This window comes from Lachnospiraceae bacterium (assembly GCA_025758065.1).
Taxonomy (GTDB): domain Bacteria; phylum Bacillota; class Clostridia; order Lachnospirales; family Lachnospiraceae; genus Enterocloster.
In genome coordinates this window covers 2,513,588-2,531,724 of the sequence record CP107199.1, presented here as the reverse complement: position 1 = coordinate 2,531,724, position 18,137 = coordinate 2,513,588, and the positions used below count along the sequence as shown (strand labels likewise).

Genomic DNA, 18,137 nt, shown 5'->3' with positions numbered 1-18,137 from the left:
AGACTCCGAGAGTACATCCGATTCCTAAGGAGGTCATACAATGCTTACATTAAGTGACGGGGATTTTAACCGTCTTTACACTTATATCCAACAGCACTATGGCATCAATCTGAGCCACAAAAAACAGCTGATCACCAGCCGTCTTACTAATATGCTGCAGCAGAAAGGGTTTCATAGTTTTACAGAATACATAGATGAGATCATCTCAGGTAAAGATCCTGAGATGGTTTCTGTTATGTTAAACAAGCTGACTACCAACTATACCTATTTTATGCGGGAAAAAGAACATTTTGACTTTCTCCAGAAGCAGATTCTTCCTGAGCTTGCAAACAAGCATTCCCGGGACCGTTCTATTGCGATCTGGAGTGCCGGCTGCTCCTCCGGTGAAGAACCTTATAACATTTCTATGTATCTGAAAGAATATTTTTCCGCTATTCCCGGAAGCTGGGATACACGTATCCTTGCTACGGACATTTCCCAGCGTGTTCTGGATTCTGCCATGGATCCCAGATATTCCCTTGAAAGCTTAAAAGAGCTTCCGCCTTCCTGGCAGGAACGCTATTTTGTTCCCATAGGATATAAAACCTATACTGTTTCAGATGCTTTAAGAAAAAATGTGATTTTTCGTTCCTTTAACTTGATGGATCCCATCCATTTCCGCAAAAAGTTTGACCTGATCTTCTGCAGAAACGTGATGATCTATTTTGATCGTCCTACGAAGGCGGCACTAGTAAGGCGCTTTTATGATGCTACCGCTCCGGGAGGCTACTTATTTATCGGACATTCTGAAAGCCTGGATAAGGAAAACTGCCCGTTTTCCTATATTGAACCGGCTATTTACCGAAAGATCTGATCCCGTAGGTTATCTCATACGTTATTACAGTTATCTTATTAAGGAGGCATTATGATCATGGATCATAAATTAAAATTAATGGTGGTGGATGATTCACCCTTGTTCCGCACCTGGCTGATCCGTTCTCTCTCTGAGGATGACCGCTTCCAGGTTGTAGGATATGCTATAAATGCCTTTGATGCCCAGGAAAAGATCCCCAAGCTGCAGCCGGATATGCTTACCCTGGATATTGAAATGCCGGGAATGTCAGGCATTGATTTTTTAAAGCAGCTGCTTCCTGTCCACCCTATCCCGGTGATTCTGGTATCTTCCCTGAACCTGAGGGTTTTTGATGCCCTGGAAGCAGGAGCTGTGGATTTTGTACGGAAACCGGATGAAGCCAATGGACTGTCTAAAGAGATCTTTCTTTCTACACTCCGCTCCAAACTTGTGGTAGCGGCTGCTTCCCACGTACACCTTCCTTCTGCTCCTGCAGACCCTCAGGCAGGCGGTATCCGCAAGGTTTCTTCTTTACCTCCTGCCAGAAATACTTTCCTGCAGAAACCAAAGATTCCTCTGGGTGCTTCCCCTGAAACAGTGATCGCTATCGGAGCATCTACAGGCGGTACAGAAGCCATTCTCGAGGTAGTAAAGAATTTTCCTGCAGATACTCCCGGAGTTGTTATCACCCAGCACATGCCTGCCGGTTTTACAGCCATGTATGCAGAGCGCTTAAACAGGATCTGCAAAATGGAAGTACGGGAGGCGAAAAACGGGGACCGGATCCGCAAAGGTCTCATGCTTTTAGCTCCCGGAGGTCTGCAGATGCGTGTGGTACCTCTTGGAAACTCCTATGCAGTCAGTGTACAGGAAGGAGAAAAGGTAAACGGACACAGACCTTCCGTGGATGTGCTTTTTGACTCAGTTGCATTACATGTGCGGGAACACGCCATCGGCGTTCTTCTCACAGGAATGGGAGCAGATGGAGCTGCCGGTCTTTTGCGCATGCGCAAAAACGGCGCCTATACAATTGGTCAGGACAAAAACAGCTGTGTTGTATACGGCATGCCTATGGAGGCACATAAGATCGGCGCTGTATGCCAACAGTGCCCTTTAAGTACCATTGGACAGACTGTGCTGGCCCGTGTATCCCTTCGTTAATATATTTAGAAATGAATGGATAAAAAATGAAAGGTGTAAATTCAAAGAACCAAAAGAAATATATGAATAAAACATTGAAGCAGTTCCGATTTGCGAAAAGGGTGATACAGCTGTCTATCACCGGTACGGTTTCAGTGATCACTGCCAGCCTGAGCTTTTATTTCTGCCCGGGCTTTTCTTCCCAGGTCGTAGATGAGGTCAGATCTGGCATTTACTTTGTACAGAATGCCAGCCACCGTAAATTTCAGGAGCTGGAAGACTTTTTTAAAAAACAGAACCAGACAGAACAGGAAGCACAACCAAGGACAGAGCTTTCAAAGGATACTTCCGGAACACAGGGAGTCCCAGATACATCTTCTATCACCTCAAAGACCTCTCCGGTAATCCTTGGTAAAGCAGAAAACCTGGATATGGAGGCAAAACCGGGATCAGACGGCAATTCTTTAGATGCTGCCATCCTGGATACCTGTATGGGACCGATGTACTACTATAATCAGGGAGATACCCGCTGGAGCAGTTATCTCTACGGCGGTTCAGATCCCATGCTCCAGTATGGATGTGGTCCTACTGCTGCTGCCATGCTCATCTCCAGCTTCACAAATGGCGGAGAAGCCATTACCCCGGTAACTATCGCAGACTGGTCTGCTGCCAATGGCTATTATGCCCCCCAGAGCGGCTCCTATCACAGTCTGATCCCATCTGTCCTTACTGCCTATGGCTTTCAGGTAGAATCTGTAACAGACCATTCTCCCCAAAACGCAGCTTCCCTTCTTTCTTCCGGTCATATCCTGGTCGCCCTTATGGGTAAGGGAAGCCTGACACAAAACGGTCACTTTCTCCTGATCACAAAACTCCTTCCTGACGGAAATGTTTCTATCGCAGATCCTAACAGCTTTGATAACAGCACCTGCGAATGGGAGCTTCCTCTTCTCATGGAAGAGTTGAAAAAAGTCTATGACAGCGGTGCCCCGCTCTGGGCCGTTTCCATGGCTGCATCAAACTCTTCCCTCTCCTGAGGAAGGAGGATGCCCCTGAACATCCGCTCCAGGTCTTTTCTGCCCATCGCCATAGCCACCCGCAGAAGGATCACCTTGTCTTTTATATCTGAATAATCATAAATCTTCCCTAAAAACTGAACTACCTCTTCTGCGCCGACATTGCTCTCTGTAAAACAGTTGATCAGAGTCAGCAGCGCATTCATATCTTTGTGGTCAGTATTCAGTACGATCACACAATAGCGGACCGCTTTCTGGTAATCTCCCAGCTTCCTGCAGCCTTCTCCCAGACACTCATACATCTGGATCAGCATGGAAGTGGTAAAGATCCCCCTGTTCACTGTTCCATAGGTTTCCAGCTTTGCTATAGCCAGTTCATACATCTGTACCGCTTTTTCATATTGCCCCTTTCTCCAGTACCAGTCCCCCATAACACAGTCAAAATCAGGCTCTTTCGGAAGCTTTTCCACTGCTTCTTTGTAAATAGCTTCCACCTCGGCTTCCAGTGCGTTCAGGCACTGGGAGACCCTTAACAGGTTTGTATAGGTATAAGAACTTCGCTGATCATATACCCCCAGTTTTTCCGGCATGGCTGCCACCGCCTTTTTGTATGCATCCCTTGCTTCTTCCTTTTTTCCGCCTGAAGAATAGGTATCTCCCAGATATCCAAGATAATCACAATTTTCAGGCTCCTGCTTCAGGATCTCCAGGATAATGTTCAGATTCCTTTCAAATTTGGACTTATCCTTCTTCTCCTGTTCCTGGTAACCGGTATGGAGGAAAGCCAGCTGCTGTGTAGCATCTGTCAGATGCAGTCCGGATCTTCCTTTTCTGACCAGGTGTTCATGTATTTTTCCTACATAGCGCAGCTCCGGCCGGTTTACAAAGAATCGGATCATAGTACCGCCGTTTGTGATATTGTTATTTTCATCCAGATTTGCGATCCCTGTAAGAAGGCCGTCTACATCTTCTCCCACATATTCCAATATCTCCGGAATCTTCGCTGTTTCCTCCGGAGTAAAGCTTTCATCTGCATCAAGAAAGGCGATCCAGTCTCCTTTTGCCTGGTCAATGGCAAAATTTTTGGCAGCAGCAAAATCATTGATCCATGGGAAAAAAAATATCTTTGCCCCCATTTCCCTGGCAATCTCCACGGTACGGTCACTGCTGCCTGTATCTACTACGATCTGTTCACACATAATATCCTTCCCCCAGGAAAGGGCGCGGCGGATATTTTTTTCTTCATTTTTCACGATCATACACTGTGATATGGTTTTTTTCATCATCCGTTACCTTCTTTTTAAGTTCTAAAGGACATATTTAAAATCATAACCACCCGTCCAACGGGTGGTTTGCACTAGGGCTATAAGCCCTTGTTACTAGGCCAGCGTCTCAAGGCGCTGGCTTTCTCTTTAGACTGTGGGAATTCTGTTTACACAGCCTTCCCACAGCTCCGTTCAAGCCATATTGCTCTTGACTCGTCGCTACCCCTTAAAGGGTATTGTTACTACTTGGCATTAACCCTTAAAAGGGTCTTCATATTCCTTTACACTTAGCTTATCCATTGCTATATCATGCTTTTCCTGCTCTTGGATATATTTTTTTATTGTAGCCTCATTTAATCCTACTGTGCTAACATAATATCCTTCTGCCCAGAAATGACGATTTCCAAATTTATACTTTAAATTTGCGTGTTTATCGAATATCATAAGCGCACTTTTCCCTTTTAAATATCCCATGAATGATGATACACTTATCTTTGGCGGAATACTTACTAACATATGGATATGATCTGGCATTAGATGACCCTCAATAATTTCAACACCTTTATAACTACACAATTGTTTTATAATATCTCTTATATCCGCTTTGTATTGATTGTAAATTATTTTTCGTCTATACTTAGGTGTGAAGACGATATGATATTTGCACATCCATTTCATATGCGCAAGTGAATTTTCTTTCTTCGCCATAAATTACCTTTCCTTTCTGCAATACAGCCTGAACAACTCTATTGTAAACGGAAAGGTGATTTTTTGTATAACAATCGACGCGCACCCGCATAGCGGGTGGTTTATTGTTTCGCCCATCTCCATTTTTCGGAACAACGAAAAACTCCAATGGGCTCAACAGACTAAAGTCCATAAAAAGAGGATCTGCGCAAAGCAGATCCCCTAAAAGATGCAGAATCAATTTCAAGATTACTGCAGCATGCTTAATACACCCTGAGGCATAGCGTTGGACTGGGAAAGCATAGACTGAGCAGCCTGTAAAAGAATGTTGTTCTTTGTATAAGCTGTGATCTCATCTGCCATATCTGTATCACGGATACGGCTTTCCGCAGAGGTAATGTTCTCAGAAGTAACCTTCAGGTTGTTTACCGTATGCTCCAGACGGTTCTGGGCAGCACCAAGCTGTGCACGGTAAGTAGATACTTTCTCAATTGCAGCATCTACAGATGCCATTGAATTGAATGCCTCAGTTGTGTTAGATACCTTAAGATCATTAACCTTTAATTCTTCAGCTGTCATATTCTGCTGTTCAACGGTCATTGCGTTGGTCGAATCTGCACTAGCACCGATAAAGAATGTAAGTGGGGTATCCTTCTTTGCAGGCTTTAAAGGTGTCTCACCGTTGAACGCTGTAGTAGTAGCGATACGAGTAATCTCTTTGTTCAGTGCATCAAGCTCAGCCTTGATGTTGCCTCTTGCAGTTGAGGTATAAGTACCGTTTGCTGCCTGGGTAGTCAGAGTCTTCATACGCTGAAGCATGGAGTGGGTCTCTGTCATAGCACCTTCTGCTGTCTGGATCAGACCAACTGCATCGTTTGCGTTGTTTACAGCCTGGTTTAAACCATTAATCTGGGAACGCATGGTCTCGGAAATAGCCAGACCTGCTGCGTCATCGCCTGCACGGTTGATCTTGTAACCGGAAGACAGCTTCTCTAAGTTTTTGCTCAGTGCGTTCTGGTTGATACTTAAGTTTCTGTAAGAATTGATCGCTGCAATATTATGCTGAATTACCATAATGAATTCCTCCTTTTATAAAAGAAAATATGGCAGTGGACTCCTTTCCTCTGTCTTCTATTGTCCCAAGGGCCCATTCTGGAACAGCAGAATTTTCTTTCTATATATATATCGTCTTATGTAAAAAAAACATAAGCCTGTTTTTCATTATTTCTTTCATTTTTATTTTAAAAGTTCAAGTATGGTCTGAGGGAGATTATTTGCATTTGTAAGCATCATATTAGAGGACTGTAGGACGATGTTACTGCTGGTATATTTTGTGATCTCCTCTGCCATATTGGTATCACGGATCTGGCTTTCTGCCGCCTGCATATTTTCACTTGTAACACTTAAGTTATTGTGAGTATGCTCCAGATGCATATAAGCAGCTCCAAAGGATGCCCTGACTTTAGAAACAGCCTCTATCGCGTTTTCAATGTATCCCACAGATTCTTGTCCCTTTTCTACTTTAGAAAAATCTGTCTTATCCAGCTTAAGCTCCTTTTTTCCTATATAATAGCGTTCTACATCCAGAACTTCTCCAGTCTGAGCAGAACCGCCGATCTGGAGCGGGATCGTATCATCCAGCTTTGGCGGCTGCCAGAGCGTTGTATCTGTCTTGGCATCTGCCCTGGAAAACAGGGAGATTTCTCCAAATTTAGTGGTAGAACCAATCCTGTCAATCTCCTCAAGGATCTGGTCTTTTTCCATGTTCAAGGTTTCCCTGTTGGATTGATCGTAAGTTCCATTTGCAGATTTTAAAGCCAGAGTCTTCAGTCTCTGGAGCATGGAATGGACCTCTGTCAAAGCGCCATCTCCTACATTGGTAAGTCCGATGCCGTCATCAATGTTTTTCATCGCCTGGTTCAGGCTGTTGATCCTGCTGCGCATACCTTCCGAGATCGTCAGGCCAGCTGCATCATCTCCTGCACGGACGATCCTAAAGCCGGAAGACAGCTTTTCAAGGGACTTTTTCAGCTTTCCTGTTTCGATCCCCTGATTTCTGGCAGCATTTATGGATGCTATGTTATTCTGCACCTGCATGATGTTTCACCTTCCTTTGTATCTTCTATGAATATCATTAAATAACCATTTGTTTTTATTATCGGCAAAATGCCTTATTTTATTGATACCAGGGTCAAAAGGCCGGAATTGCGGGAGTGCAAAGCACGCAGCAATCCGGTATCTGTCTGTCAGATCAGCGTACCCGTATCCTTACCCATATTCATCATCATCTGAAGACGGAGGATCTGCACCATATTAGACCAGTCTTCCCCGGAAAGGTTCTCTCCCTTTCCTGCTGCCAGAAGTGTACCAAGGCTGCCGGCGCCGGACAGACCGGCATTTCCCGCAAAGCTGCCTAAAAGACTGCCTGCTGTCAGGCTGCTTGCCGTGAAATTGCTTCCTGTAAGGCTGTTCACTGCTGCATTTACGGATGTTTTACCATATGTTCCGGTGCTCACCGTACGTCCTGCCAGGATCGTATTGTTTCCCGTATAATCTGCCATGATCTTTTTTACATAATTCTGGGTTTCTTTATATGGTGGGATGCCTCCGTATTTGGTCACACTGCCCGGTCCAGCGTTATAGGCTGCCAATGCAAGGCTTACGTCTCCTCCGAACCGGTCCAGATTTTGTTTTAAGTATTTTGCCCCTCCAAGGATATTTTGTCTGGCATTGTAAGGATCGCTTACTCCAAGAGAACGGGCTGTTCCCGGCATCAGCTGCATCACGCCCATAGCCCCTGCTTTGGATACAGCCTTTGGATTAAACCCTGACTCCGCCTTTGCCACCGCCCTGAGAAGTTTAGAAGGGATCTGATATAAAGCAGAAGCTTCTTCGAAAATAGAATCCATATCTTCTTTTATGGTATTCAGCCCATTTTTCAGTATCCCCTGAAATTCCTGGACCGGTGTTGTCTTTTGTGTCTGATCTGCTGCCTGTGCAGCTAACTTTACTCCATCTCCTGTTATCGGTGCTAAACTCATATTTTTTACTCCTTTCGGCCTGCGCCGTCTGCTCCAAGGTACCAGCCATCCTGAGAACAGTTTACTGCCATAGATCCATCGTTATTTAGATAATACCAGATATTTTTATCATACAGCCAACCGGTCTTCATATCCCCATCCGGGTTTAAGTAATACCATTTTCCGTTTCCTGTGTCCACCCATCCGGTCTTCATACATCCATTTCCGTCAAAATAATACCATTTTCCACCATACGGGAACCAGCCCCTGGTACGGTTTCCTTCAGCATTAAAGTAATACCATATACCTCCCACCAGCTTCCAGGTATTGACTGCCAGAGTCCCATCCGGCATAACAAAGTTGTCTCCCTTTAGAGAACCTGCTATGCCGGGACCAGTACTGCTGCTCTGGGAAGTTGCTGCATGTTTTTTTTCTTTCTCCTCTTCCTCACTGTCATCTACATCCTGTTCCTTTGATGTAATAAATTCCCCTTCTTTTAAGTATTTTTTCTGTTCTGCCGTAACCGGGACCGCTTTTACCTGATAATAGTAGATCTTGTCCGGATCTGTCATGTACTCCTTTAAGCTGACAGAGTTATCTGTAACTGTCATCCGTTTTACCACTTTATCATTTCCATATAAAGTCAGGGTATAGCCCGGAGCATAGTCTACCTTCTTCCACACTGCCTTTTCTGAGTCAAGTGAGCTCCAGCCTGCTAAAGCTGTGTCACCCAGAACAGTGACCGGCGTATAGTCCACTTTTACCTGCATGGTGGTATTATCCAGGGCTTTCGCCGATACAAAATCCGCCCCGGTCACACGGCATTTGGATCGTCCAAGGGACACAGGAAAATACTTTCCCTGTGCAGCATCCACAGTGATCTCCATCCGTACCTTTTTACCAGGTTTCCAGTTTTCATATTCTGTTTTGTAATAAATATCCCCAATGGATACCCCTGATCCGTTGATGGTGATCTGGGGCTGTGGTATTTCCTCCGGATCTCCATAAGTGGTGTTAAATTTAATACTCATGGTCTCGATGATGCTGCTGTCTGCCCCATAAGCTGTATACACTGTATACATATGAAAGATTCCCCCTGGCACAGACGGTAAGCTTCCTGTTCCAAGCAGCAGTCCTGTTCCGGCACAAAGGAGTATTTTTCTGATCATTTTCATATCCATTCCTCACATATCTTTACCTGTACCAGATTCCGTCCTCATTAACATAGAATCCATTGATATACTGGTTTTTTGCCATTTCACCTGAATCCGGCCAGAAATAATACCAATTCCCGTCAACCTGATACCAGCCGGTAGCCATAACTCCGTCAGCATCCAGGAAATAAGTTTTCCCTTCACGGATCAGCCAGCCGGTAAACATGGCTCCCTGAAGGCTGTTGTCCAGTGTGTTTAAATAATACCAGGAACCATTCTGTTCCAGCCAGCCGGTATATAAGGAGCCGTCTTCTCTGAAAAAGTAATAATCCGCCCCTATGATTTTCCAGCCTCCATAAGCCATGGTTCCCTGTATATGCCCATTTTCCGTAAATGGCCAGAAATAATACCACTGACCATTGATCTTTGCCCATCCGGCCGCCATTTCCCCAGTATCATACAGGTAATACCAGTCATTTGCTGGCTTCTGCCAGCCGGTGAGCATCGTGCCATTGACATCAAAATAATACCAGTATCCGTTGACCGACTGCCATGCACCACGGCATATAGAGCCATCCGGAAATCTGTAATTCCATATATTGTCTTTTTTTACCCAGCCTACTGTATCTGTGGTTCCGGACTTTGCCGAAGGATTTTTTGTCTGCTGGCCTTTACCATCTGATACATACCGGTCTGTAATGGAAAGCTCCCCGGATTCTATCCATTCACTTTTTCCACCATATTTTTTTTGTGAATCCGTTCCCGGTACCGTGCGCACCTTAAAGGTATACTCTCCTGTTTTTGTCATATATGGATAAAAATTATACTGGACTGCACTGGTCTGGGAGACGCTGTAAACTTTCGATTTTCCTCTGTAAAGCTGTACCTCGTAATAACCGGAGGTGTTATCCGGCTTTTCCCATTTAGCCTGTCCCAGGCTTTTTTCATTCCACCAGGCATCTTCCGGAGCAGCATAGTCTCCTTTGATCCCGTTTATCCGCAGGGTAACTACAAGATCATCCCCGTCTCTCCTGGCAGACACAAAGGTTCCCCCGCTGATCTTTACATTGGCTTTTTTATAGCTGGAAACAAAATAATCTTCGCTGACATCTTCCGGTTCCAGGGTGACTTTCATCTGAGGTTCTTCAGAAGCCTTCAGTTCATTGGAGCTTTTGTCTGTCCATTCTGCCTCGGAAACGCTGTATTTACTTCCGCCTGCATCTACTGCTACTTCCCCATCTGAAACCGTGGTCGTTTCCAATTTTATATCCGGAAGCTTGCTGCCTGCTTCCAGCTTGGATGTAACACGGATATTTACTGTTTTTATCTCTTTTGCTGCTGCAAACGCATCTATCTTTCCCCATTGGAACAGCAAAACTCCTGAAAGGAGGAGCAGAAGCATTTTATGTCTGTGTCTGAACTTTCTGTCAGGTATTTTCGGATTTTGTTTCATTCTCTTTTTCCTCCGATGACGGCACATATCCTAAAAAATAAATGTAGATTTCTATGATCGCCTGATATAATTCTTCCGGCACAGCCGCTCCCAGCTGTAATCTGCTTAAAAGAGTTGCAAGGGAATCATCCTCATAAACAGGAACTCCTGACTTTCTGGCTGCTTCTGTGATCTTTTCTGCCATATATCCCATTCCAGAAGCAACGATCACCGGGGCGCTGTCCTTTTCCGGTGAATATTGAAGTGCAACTGCTTTTTGTTCTAATAACCGCTCAAACGCTGACATTGATTCCATTCTCCTTTTTTCTAATCTTTGGGAAAACATCCAGAAGACGGTAATGAGCTTTTCTTTCCTGTACCTGCATCATTTTCACGCGCATCCCGTTTCTGGCACATATTTCCTGAAGCTTTGCCTGTATCTCTCCGGCACCGGCAGAAAGATTTTTAGGAATTCCCAATTCCATGGATATTTTATGATCCTGGAGATCTGCCAGAAGCTGGAAATCTCCCACCCCCCTGATCTCAAAGTCCACCAGAAGGCGTATTTTCCTGCCTCCATCTTTCTCTTCTTCTTTTTTCTCTGCATCCGGATCGATCCAAAATTCAGATACAGCTTCTTTTCCCTGATATTGAAAAGGAAGGATAAAATGATTGACAGGCATATATACGCTTTCGTTTACCAGCATCCCACGCATCAGCTGGTAAAAATCCTGTACCTGTTCCAGCCCGGCTTCTCCTTTTGCTCCTCTTTCCACAAGTGCGCCAAAGATATCTCCATAAATATTTCCTTTTTTTCCTTCTGAACCGGTAAGTACAGCATACAGTTCTTCAGGCTCTGTTTCAAAAAAACGTTTAAAATCCCTATTAGCTGCCATTTGTTCAAAAAGGCTCCTGAGAAGGACACTGCTTCCGTTTTCATAACGTGCCCCATAAAGGATCAGCTGGATCACGCTGCTTCTTACACTGCCATAATCATGGGTACGGGAAATATATTTTGAAAGAAAGGGAACCAGCTTCTGAAACAGAACCTGGGCATTTTCTTTCGTTTCCCCATTTTCTGCCTTCCAGTCCAGCTGATCCAGAATTGATGCATATTCCTGTCTTGCAGAGGTGTAAAGCATTCCTTTTATTTCATCTGTCAATTCCTGCATCTGCCCTAAAAGATGCTCACCGCTGGAATAATTATTGAATACCTGAAGGAATTTAAGGGCTGTTTCCTGCAGGCCTCTGTTTCCTTCCTGCTGCAAAAGAGTTCTCAGGTTTTCAAAGAAAGTACCGGAAAATTTAGTCTGTCCCTGCATTTTTAAAAAATCCAACAGCTGGCCAGGATCTTCAAACCTGGCAGAATCCAGCAGCTGCTGCACCATTTTTCCCAGGTCTTCATCACCTTTAGCGATAAAGGCTCCATCCCGGAACAGGATCCGGCCCAGGGAATCCTTTATTTCATTTTCCTGCCCCAGCTTCTGAAGAAAGTCAGTATAATTTCCATTATAATTGCGGATGCTGAAGCCACTTTCATTTTCCTGGTCACCAGCGGTACCGCTTTTCTGTCCATCTGCCCGCACTACACGAGATGGGTCAGAAGGATTCTGGATCTGGGAACTGTTCAGGGCGCTTTGCTGCTCCTGGCCTGTATGGACATTTCTATTATCTATATATGTAGAAGGATCTGTTACCTGTAATATATTAGACATGTTTTATTCCTTTTCTTTTTGATTCTATATATTATAATAATATGAGTTTATCCTGCATACTTCCATATGCATATTTAGTCGTCGTTTTCCCGTTTTTTATAATTATTATTTTTCTTATATTTTCAAGAAAAAAGGCGATAATTTACATAGATTCAGTAAGCATGTGAAAATCACAGGATACTTTTGTGGTCCTGCCGTTTTATTTTAAGGTGAGGAGTAATTGTATGAAAATTCAAGATTCTATCCAGGAGCAAATACACATGGAACATGTATCAATGAGACAAAGCAATATTGCTTTGTCTGATAATATTTCTACAAAACCGGCTGATCTTGACCGAGCCAGTTTTGAATATACTGAAGGTATTTCGGCTGATGAAACACTTTTTGCACGATCTCTGGCTCACAGCATTACAGAAGATGTCTGCCGCGAGAAAGGCGTTTCCGTTGAAAAGGTTGCCCAATTAAAAAAACAGGTTGAGGAAGGAACCTACGAACCGGATCCCATGGCCATTGCAAGGGCCATGTATAATCTATGAGGGCGCCTGAAAGCCTGATCCCGGTATTAGAACAGCTGTGTACTGTATTAGAACAGCTATGCCAGGTTGAGGCTGATAAACTAACCGTTATTTCAGCTGATCATCCCGATCAGCTGGAATCTCTTTTAAATGATGAAAACATGCTTTTACTGCAGCTGCGCGGACTAGATAAAAAACGAAGTGATCTTCTTCGCAGGTCGGGTCTTGAGGGTCTTACTTTCCGCCAGATCTTGATGCAGGAGGACAGCGAGGAGGCTGTGGCACTTCTCTCTCCGATCTTGGAACGGTTATCCAGCCAGGCTGAAAAGCTGAAAAAAGTAAAAGGTGGCACAGACCGTCTGATCCGGATCCGCATGAAGCAGTTAGAACAGCGCCTTTCCGGTGCGAAGCAGAGCGATCCTCATGTTTATGACAAATATGTCTGATAAAACTGTGGGGACTGCAGGATATTTATATTTTGGAGGTAATAATACTTTATGGTAAGAGCAACTTTTTCCGGTTTTAATACCGCTCTGTCCGCTCTCCAGGCCAACCAGAAACGTCTGGATATTACAGGACAGAATTTGTCAAATATGAATACTGCCGGATATACCAGGCAGCAGTTAGAGGCATCCAGCCTTAATTATACGAATCCTGTTTCCCATTATTCTAATGGGAATGAAACTGCAGTAGGCTTTGGGGTAAGCATGGACCGGGTCTCACAGATCAGAGATCCTTATCTGGATATCCAATACCGCAGCCAGTCTGCTGACTGCAGCTATACCAATCGTTTACAGACTGCCCTTAATTCCCTGTCAAAGGTACTGGATGAAACAACCATTTCCGGCATCCGTAAGGCATTTGATGATGTCCAGTCTACCCTTACAAGCATGCAGGATCCTGCAAAAGTGGCTGATCCCATCTATGAAAGTGAGCTGCGCTCTAAAATGCAGTCTGTATGTAATCTTTTTAACCAGGCATCCAGACAGATCTCACAGGCTGAACAGAATGAATTTCAAAGGCTCACAGGGGAAGGCAGCAGTGAACAGGGCGATGTGCAGAAGATCAATGACATTCTCCGCCAGATCGGTGACCTGAACGTGCAGATCAAACGTAACCAGGTTGCCGGTCATCCTTCCCTGGAACTGCAGGATGAACGAAATCTTCTTCTGGATGAGCTTTCCGGTTATATTCCTGTTGAAACCAGATATTACAAGGATGATGCCCATTCCGGGAATAACGCCTATGACTATGATGCAAATGGTGCTGTGATCGGCAAAAAGGACTGGCCTGATGACCTGGAAGTGAGCATGAATTATATTGATGCCCAGGGAAAGAGCCAGAAGCTGATCCTGGTAAACGGATCCGACCTTGGTACTAACGGTCTCACAAAAAACTACGGTCAGTTAAGTGTGTTAAAAGGCGATCACCAGACAGCTGCTTCTGTTTCTGATCCTGCAAACATTTCCATCAAGTTTGAAAAAGCCCCCAGCTATAAAGGGAATGGACAGGCTGCAAATGATATATACGCAGAGTTAAAAGGCATCCATTTTGAAGGCGGCTCTCTTCAGGCAAGCCTGGATATGCTCCAGAAAACAGGTACCGGCAATGTGATAAATGGATCTACTGCTGTGGATGATGTCCGTGGATACCAGTATTACTCAGAAAAACTGGATCAGTTAGCTTTAACTTTCGCAAATTCCATGAATGACATAAACAATGGCAAAAACCACACGGATAAGAATCTTTTATCTAATTCCACCAATGACTCAACAACTGGTATAACAGCCGGAAATATCGGTATCAGCAAAGGCTGGACCAGTGGAACGATCCATATTTCTACAGACGGCACCAACCGCACAGATACAATCCTTGATATGATCGCAGCTATGAAGGATACCAAGAAATTGAACGGAAAAACATTTGCTGATTATATGAATAACCTTTCCACCCAGCTGGCATCTGATTCCAGCTCCAACCAGACTGCATTAAAGACGGGCACAACTGTTTTAAACAGTATCCAGGACTCCAGAGACTCTCTTTCCGGTGTCAGCCTGGATGAAGAAGCAACCAATATGATGGCCTACGTTTCAGCCTATAATGCTGCTTCCCGTCTGATGACTGCCCTTGATGAAGTGTTGAATACCCTGATCAGTAATACTGGTGCATAAATATAAGGAGGATTAATAAATTATGAGAGTTGTACGTTCATCTGTTTACCGCAGGTATACTTCTTCTTTAAATGATCTTCAAAGCAATCTGAATAAAAGCATGAACAAGGTTTCTACCGGCGCTGCTTATGAAACAGCTGCTGATAATCCTCTTGCTTATTATCAGGGAAAGAAAATGGATCATTTATATCAGGATGCAAAGAGTAAAAGTTCTATTTTAGGTGATATTAAAAACCGTCTGTACCAACAGGAGCAGGGCGCAAGGGATATCCAGAAAACTTTAAGCAACAGTAAGACTTCCATGCAGTATGTGCTGGATTCCTCCCATAACAGCTCAAAAACTTCTGTCCAGACAAAAAGAGATGCTCTTCTTCAGGATGTGCAGAGCATGGTCAGCAATCTGAACAGCCAGTATCAGGATTTTTATATTTACGGCGGAAATGATATTACAACAGCTCCGTTTTCTTTAAGCGGAGATGGAAAAACCCTTACTTATACCCATGAGTATTCAGACGGTACCACAAAGACGGTCAATATGACCATGGCTTATGATAAAGATAAAAATACTTACAGTTATAATTTAAGCGATGATGACCTGAACAACCTTGTGACAGCTATGAGAGAACAAGGCCGGGTAGATATCGGTTATGGCGATATTTCCAACCGCCAGTCTCTTTTAGATACCTATACCGGAGGACTTAATATGCTAAGCTTTTGATCTCCAGGATACTGTCCAAAGAGTACATGGCACAGCAAACATTTCTGGATCAGGAAACAGCTTTTGTGATCCATTTTCTGGCAGCCCTGACAATAACGGACTGTATACACTTCAGAGAGGAGAATTTGAATTTCGTGTGGCATCTGGCAATCTGGAATACATACCAGCCCTGGAAATGACCATCATAACCTCTTACCCTGAAGTAGAATTTATATATACCGGCACCCCCAATTATGTTCCACCAAAAAAAGAGCCAGATCCCCCTGCTCTTAATCTTACCATATAAAAACTGACCCCCGGAGGCTTATACAATCATGAAGATTGATACAAAATATTACGGCGAGATGGATTATACCAAAGATGAACTGGTTGTATTTCCAGATGGTTTATTTGGTTTTTCCCAGTACCATGACTATCTTCCCCTCTCTATGGAGGAGGATGACAGCTCCATGCTGATACTCCAGTCTGTAGACGAACCGTATGTGGCATTTTTCCTCATTGATGCAGCCACACTCTTTCCTTCTTATTCACCGGTTCTTCTACCGGAAGAATTATCCTTTCTGGAAGTAGATTCCAGTGATGAATTATCCTATTATGTCATATGCACTGTAAAGAAGGATTATCTGGATGGAACCGTCAACTTGAAATGTCCTCTTGCCATTAATCCGGATACCCGCAAAGGGATCCAGGTGATCTTATCCAACGCTGACTATGATTACCGCCATACCTTACGTTCTCTTCTTGGTAAAGAGATAAAGGAACAGGACACTAAAAAGGAGATAAATAGCCATGCTGATACTGAAACGTAAAAAAAATGACAGTATCCTGATCGGGAATGACATACGCATCACTGTACTTGACTGCGACAATGGATCTGTCAGCCTGGCTATAAATGCCCCGAAGCATATTTCTATTTTGCGGGAAGAATTGACAGAAGCAGAACGCAGCAACCTGGATGCCTTATTATCTGATACAGATTCACTGCGCTCTATTGAAAAAGGACTGAATTCTTATATGAAGAAATAGACCATGTACATCATGTACGTTTAGAAAGTGGATTTTAAAGATGGTATATAACCTGTTTCCTGAAACAGAAGTGATACTTAATAAAATGGGAGAACAGATCAAAATGGCCCGTATGCGCAGGAATATTCCTGCTGAGCTTATGGCAGAGCAGGCCGGGATCAGCAGGTCTACCTTACATAAGATAGAAGCCGGAAGCCCTTCGGTTTCTCTTGGCAATTACGCATCTGTACTTCATATGCTGGATCATATGGAAAGCGATTTTCTTTTTATTGCAAAGAATGATGAATGCGGGCGGAAATTACAGGATTTAAGCTTAATGACCCGCAAACGGGTGAATGCTGATAAAATGACTCTTATCGGCTAAACCAAATATCATATAGCTCTTTCAGCTGCCGGCGTACGAGAGAAAAAAACTCTCTCAGACGCCGGTAAAATAATGCTCTTTTTTCCATGCGGTTTTCCCACTCTTCTTCTTTCAATATGTCTGATCTAAGATCCAGCGCCTGTTCATCTGTTTCCGGCCCAAATTTCCCCGTCATGCCATAGAATACATTTTTCTCCAGTATATCAAATACCTGTAATTCTTCTTCCTTTGTCTCCATGCTGGCACATTCTTCCCGTGTTCCAAACCACATATAGCTTAAATGCAGAAGCTTCTGCGCCAGTATATTTACTTTAAATTCCTTTAACCGGTCCTCAAGATCCTGAAGCTGGTTTTCTGCTGCTGTTTTTCTGTAAAATACATATAAGTCTGCCAGGTGGCGTATCTGCAGATGTCCTGTTACATATAGGTAAGAAGACTGCACCATAAGGTATACCAGCTGGTCTATGATTTTCCATTCATAAATGTAGTTTTCATTTTCTTTCAGGAAAGTACGCTGGAGCAGTTTTCCCATCCCCTTCTGGTATACCTGGGTTTTAAAAGGAAAAGTATCATAGATTTCAACAGAAAAGCGGCCTGGTATACGCATCTTTTCACCCACTCCCGGATAGAGAGTATCCGTTTCGTAGCCTATATTGACCAGATAGCCTTTTGCAAAAAGATAATCTTCCGGGTCAAGAAAAAAAAGCTTCAGAGAGCTTTCCCCCGCCATTTCCTCTCTTGGATACAGCTGTCTGCGGCTGCTGGAGGAAAGGACGAGTACCGGGATTTTTTTTAATTCCAGAAGGACCAGTATCTCCCGTTCTCCTTCTGTGCAGCTTTCGTTGAATTTCAGAGTATCACTGTAGCGCTCATAAAAGCGTGTTTTCCACCGTTCCGGTATTTTTTCATTATTTCCCAGGATTGCAAGATAGATCAGGTTTGAAATTTTATTATAATCTGCAACCCGGAACAGCTTTTCCCAGTCCAGATTTCCATGAAGCGGCTTTAAATCATCCTGGCGCATAACAAATGCAGCCATATTTACCAGTATGCGGCCTTCATAAAAGTTTTGATTTTCCATT

General features: G+C 43.9%; 19 protein-coding genes and 1 pseudogene. 10 read left to right on the top strand and 10 right to left on the bottom strand.

The window, feature by feature from the left end; genetic code table 11:
- Window positions 1-40 precede the first annotated feature (40 nt).
- From OGM16_11725 to OGM16_11715, 3 genes are all read left to right on the top strand, one after another.
- On the top strand, window positions 41-853 hold the full coding sequence (locus OGM16_11725) for a protein-glutamate O-methyltransferase CheR (protein UYJ45488.1): 813 nt from the start codon (window positions 41-43) through the stop codon (window positions 851-853).
- A 57-nt stretch (window positions 854-910) separates the two neighbouring features.
- A complete protein-coding gene (locus OGM16_11720; protein UYJ45487.1) occupies window positions 911-1,993 on the top strand; it encodes a chemotaxis response regulator protein-glutamate methylesterase in 1,083 nt (360 codons plus the stop codon).
- A gap of 62 nt (window positions 1,994-2,055) precedes the next feature.
- Window positions 2,056-3,009: a C39 family peptidase gene (locus OGM16_11715; GenBank protein ID UYJ45486.1), complete on the top strand. Its 954-nt coding sequence runs from the start codon at window positions 2,056-2,058 to the stop codon at window positions 3,007-3,009.
- On the opposite strand, the gene OGM16_11710 is transcribed toward OGM16_11715, so the two are convergent.
- The 9 genes and pseudogenes from OGM16_11710 to OGM16_11670 all read right to left on the bottom strand — a co-directional run bounded on the left by OGM16_11710 (window position 2,946) and on the right by OGM16_11670 (window position 12,261).
- Window positions 2,946-4,274 carry a glycosyltransferase gene (locus tag OGM16_11710; GenBank protein ID UYJ45485.1) on the bottom strand — a complete coding sequence of 443 codons (1,329 nt, stop codon included), beginning with the start codon at window positions 4,272-4,274 and terminating at the stop codon, window positions 2,946-2,948. The two genes, OGM16_11715 and OGM16_11710, sit on opposite strands and share 64 nt — an antisense overlap.
- A 231-nt stretch (window positions 4,275-4,505) precedes the next feature.
- Window positions 4,506-4,961, bottom strand: coding sequence for an IS200/IS605 family transposase (gene tnpA, locus OGM16_11705; GenBank protein UYJ45484.1), 456 nt, complete (start codon window positions 4,959-4,961; stop codon window positions 4,506-4,508).
- Window positions 4,962-5,189: 228 nt separating this feature from the next.
- Window positions 5,190-6,014, bottom strand: coding sequence for a flagellin (locus OGM16_11700; GenBank protein ID UYJ45483.1), 825 nt, complete (start codon window positions 6,012-6,014; stop codon window positions 5,190-5,192).
- A gap of 162 nt (window positions 6,015-6,176) precedes the next feature.
- Complete coding sequence (locus tag OGM16_11695; GenBank protein UYJ45482.1) at window positions 6,177-7,037, bottom strand: flagellin; 861 nt, start codon at window positions 7,035-7,037, stop codon at window positions 6,177-6,179.
- Window positions 7,038-7,501: 464 nt separating this feature from the next.
- Window positions 7,502-7,849, bottom strand: a pseudogene (locus OGM16_11690) (lytic transglycosylase domain-containing protein).
- A 137-nt stretch (window positions 7,850-7,986) separates the two neighbouring features.
- A complete protein-coding gene (locus tag OGM16_11685; GenBank protein UYJ45481.1) occupies window positions 7,987-9,135 on the bottom strand; it encodes an N-acetylmuramoyl-L-alanine amidase family protein in 1,149 nt (382 codons plus the stop codon).
- Between the two features lie 19 nt (window positions 9,136-9,154).
- Window positions 9,155-10,567, bottom strand: a complete 1,413-nt coding sequence (locus OGM16_11680) for an N-acetylmuramoyl-L-alanine amidase family protein (GenBank protein UYJ45480.1) — start codon at window positions 10,565-10,567, stop codon at window positions 9,155-9,157.
- The gene (locus OGM16_11675) at window positions 10,542-10,853 is read right to left on the bottom strand and encodes an EscU/YscU/HrcU family type III secretion system export apparatus switch protein (GenBank protein ID UYJ45479.1); all 312 of its coding nucleotides are present in this window, start codon (window positions 10,851-10,853) and stop codon (window positions 10,542-10,544) included. Before OGM16_11675 ends, OGM16_11680 begins: the two co-directional genes overlap by 26 nt.
- Window positions 10,840-12,261 carry a hypothetical protein gene (locus OGM16_11670; GenBank protein UYJ45478.1) on the bottom strand — a complete coding sequence of 474 codons (1,422 nt, stop codon included), beginning with the start codon at window positions 12,259-12,261 and terminating at the stop codon, window positions 10,840-10,842. Before OGM16_11670 ends, OGM16_11675 begins: the two co-directional genes overlap by 14 nt.
- Window positions 12,262-12,485: 224 nt before the next feature.
- Here OGM16_11670 and OGM16_11665 point away from each other — a divergent pair, with 224 nt between their 5' ends.
- The 7 genes from OGM16_11665 (at window position 12,486) to OGM16_11635 (ending at window position 17,055) form a co-directional block, all read left to right on the top strand.
- Window positions 12,486-12,797: a flagellar biosynthesis anti-sigma factor FlgM gene (locus OGM16_11665; GenBank protein ID UYJ45477.1), complete on the top strand. Its 312-nt coding sequence runs from the start codon at window positions 12,486-12,488 to the stop codon at window positions 12,795-12,797.
- Window positions 12,794-13,222 (top strand): flagellar protein FlgN, encoded by a 429-nt coding sequence (locus OGM16_11660; protein ID UYJ45476.1) that lies wholly within the window; start codon window positions 12,794-12,796, stop codon window positions 13,220-13,222. The genes OGM16_11665 and OGM16_11660 overlap by 4 nt, the downstream gene beginning before the upstream one ends.
- A gap of 51 nt (window positions 13,223-13,273) precedes the next feature.
- Window positions 13,274-14,947, top strand: coding sequence for a flagellar hook-associated protein FlgK (flgK, locus tag OGM16_11655; GenBank protein ID UYJ45475.1), 1,674 nt, complete (start codon window positions 13,274-13,276; stop codon window positions 14,945-14,947).
- A 22-nt stretch (window positions 14,948-14,969) separates the two neighbouring features.
- Complete coding sequence (locus OGM16_11650; protein ID UYJ45474.1) at window positions 14,970-15,665, top strand: hypothetical protein; 696 nt, start codon at window positions 14,970-14,972, stop codon at window positions 15,663-15,665.
- Window positions 15,666-15,979: 314 nt separating this feature from the next.
- Window positions 15,980-16,474: a flagellar assembly protein FliW gene (locus tag OGM16_11645; GenBank protein UYJ45473.1), complete on the top strand. Its 495-nt coding sequence runs from the start codon at window positions 15,980-15,982 to the stop codon at window positions 16,472-16,474.
- Window positions 16,455-16,691 (top strand): carbon storage regulator, encoded by a 237-nt coding sequence (locus OGM16_11640; protein ID UYJ45472.1) that lies wholly within the window; start codon window positions 16,455-16,457, stop codon window positions 16,689-16,691. Before OGM16_11645 ends, OGM16_11640 begins: the two co-directional genes overlap by 20 nt.
- A 40-nt stretch (window positions 16,692-16,731) precedes the next feature.
- On the top strand, window positions 16,732-17,055 hold the full coding sequence (locus OGM16_11635; protein UYJ45471.1) for a helix-turn-helix domain-containing protein: 324 nt from the start codon (window positions 16,732-16,734) through the stop codon (window positions 17,053-17,055).
- Here the strand turns inward: OGM16_11635 and OGM16_11630 are convergent.
- On the bottom strand, window positions 17,045-18,136 hold the full coding sequence (locus tag OGM16_11630) for a nucleotidyltransferase family protein (GenBank protein UYJ45470.1): 1,092 nt from the start codon (window positions 18,134-18,136) through the stop codon (window positions 17,045-17,047). The genes OGM16_11635 and OGM16_11630 overlap by 11 nt on opposite strands.
- Between the last annotated feature and the right edge of the window lies 1 nt (window position 18,137).

What these genes read in the sequence shown, in the direction of transcription:
- OGM16_11680 (UYJ45480.1), bottom strand. Translation starts at nt 10,567, where the DNA reads ATGAAACAAAATCCGAAAATACCTGACAGAAAGTTCAGACACAGACAT.
- tnpA (UYJ45484.1), bottom strand. Translation starts at nt 4,961, where the DNA reads ATGGCGAAGAAAGAAAATTCACTTGCGCATATGAAATGGATGTGCAAA.
- OGM16_11645 (UYJ45473.1), top strand. Translation starts at nt 15,980, where the DNA reads ATGAAGATTGATACAAAATATTACGGCGAGATGGATTATACCAAAGAT.
- flgK (UYJ45475.1), top strand. Translation starts at nt 13,274, where the DNA reads ATGGTAAGAGCAACTTTTTCCGGTTTTAATACCGCTCTGTCCGCTCTC.
- OGM16_11665 (UYJ45477.1), top strand. Translation starts at nt 12,486, where the DNA reads ATGAAAATTCAAGATTCTATCCAGGAGCAAATACACATGGAACATGTA.
- OGM16_11695 (UYJ45482.1), bottom strand. Translation starts at nt 7,037, where the DNA reads ATGCAGGTGCAGAATAACATAGCATCCATAAATGCTGCCAGAAATCAG.
- OGM16_11640 (UYJ45472.1), top strand. Translation starts at nt 16,455, where the DNA reads ATGCTGATACTGAAACGTAAAAAAAATGACAGTATCCTGATCGGGAAT.
- OGM16_11660 (UYJ45476.1), top strand. Translation starts at nt 12,794, where the DNA reads ATGAGGGCGCCTGAAAGCCTGATCCCGGTATTAGAACAGCTGTGTACT.
- OGM16_11715 (UYJ45486.1), top strand. Translation starts at nt 2,056, where the DNA reads ATGAATAAAACATTGAAGCAGTTCCGATTTGCGAAAAGGGTGATACAG.
- OGM16_11685 (UYJ45481.1), bottom strand. Translation starts at nt 9,135, where the DNA reads ATGAAAATGATCAGAAAAATACTCCTTTGTGCCGGAACAGGACTGCTG.
- OGM16_11720 (UYJ45487.1), top strand. Translation starts at nt 911, where the DNA reads ATGGATCATAAATTAAAATTAATGGTGGTGGATGATTCACCCTTGTTC.
- OGM16_11630 (UYJ45470.1), bottom strand. Translation starts at nt 18,136, where the DNA reads ATGGAAAATCAAAACTTTTATGAAGGCCGCATACTGGTAAATATGGCT.
- OGM16_11710 (UYJ45485.1), bottom strand. Translation starts at nt 4,274, where the DNA reads ATGATGAAAAAAACCATATCACAGTGTATGATCGTGAAAAATGAAGAA.
- OGM16_11700 (UYJ45483.1), bottom strand. Translation starts at nt 6,014, where the DNA reads ATGGTAATTCAGCATAATATTGCAGCGATCAATTCTTACAGAAACTTA.
- OGM16_11675 (UYJ45479.1), bottom strand. Translation starts at nt 10,853, where the DNA reads ATGTCAGCGTTTGAGCGGTTATTAGAACAAAAAGCAGTTGCACTTCAA.
- OGM16_11670 (UYJ45478.1), bottom strand. Translation starts at nt 12,261, where the DNA reads ATGTCTAATATATTACAGGTAACAGATCCTTCTACATATATAGATAAT.
- OGM16_11650 (UYJ45474.1), top strand. Translation starts at nt 14,970, where the DNA reads ATGAGAGTTGTACGTTCATCTGTTTACCGCAGGTATACTTCTTCTTTA.
- OGM16_11725 (UYJ45488.1), top strand. Translation starts at nt 41, where the DNA reads ATGCTTACATTAAGTGACGGGGATTTTAACCGTCTTTACACTTATATC.
- OGM16_11635 (UYJ45471.1), top strand. Translation starts at nt 16,732, where the DNA reads ATGGTATATAACCTGTTTCCTGAAACAGAAGTGATACTTAATAAAATG.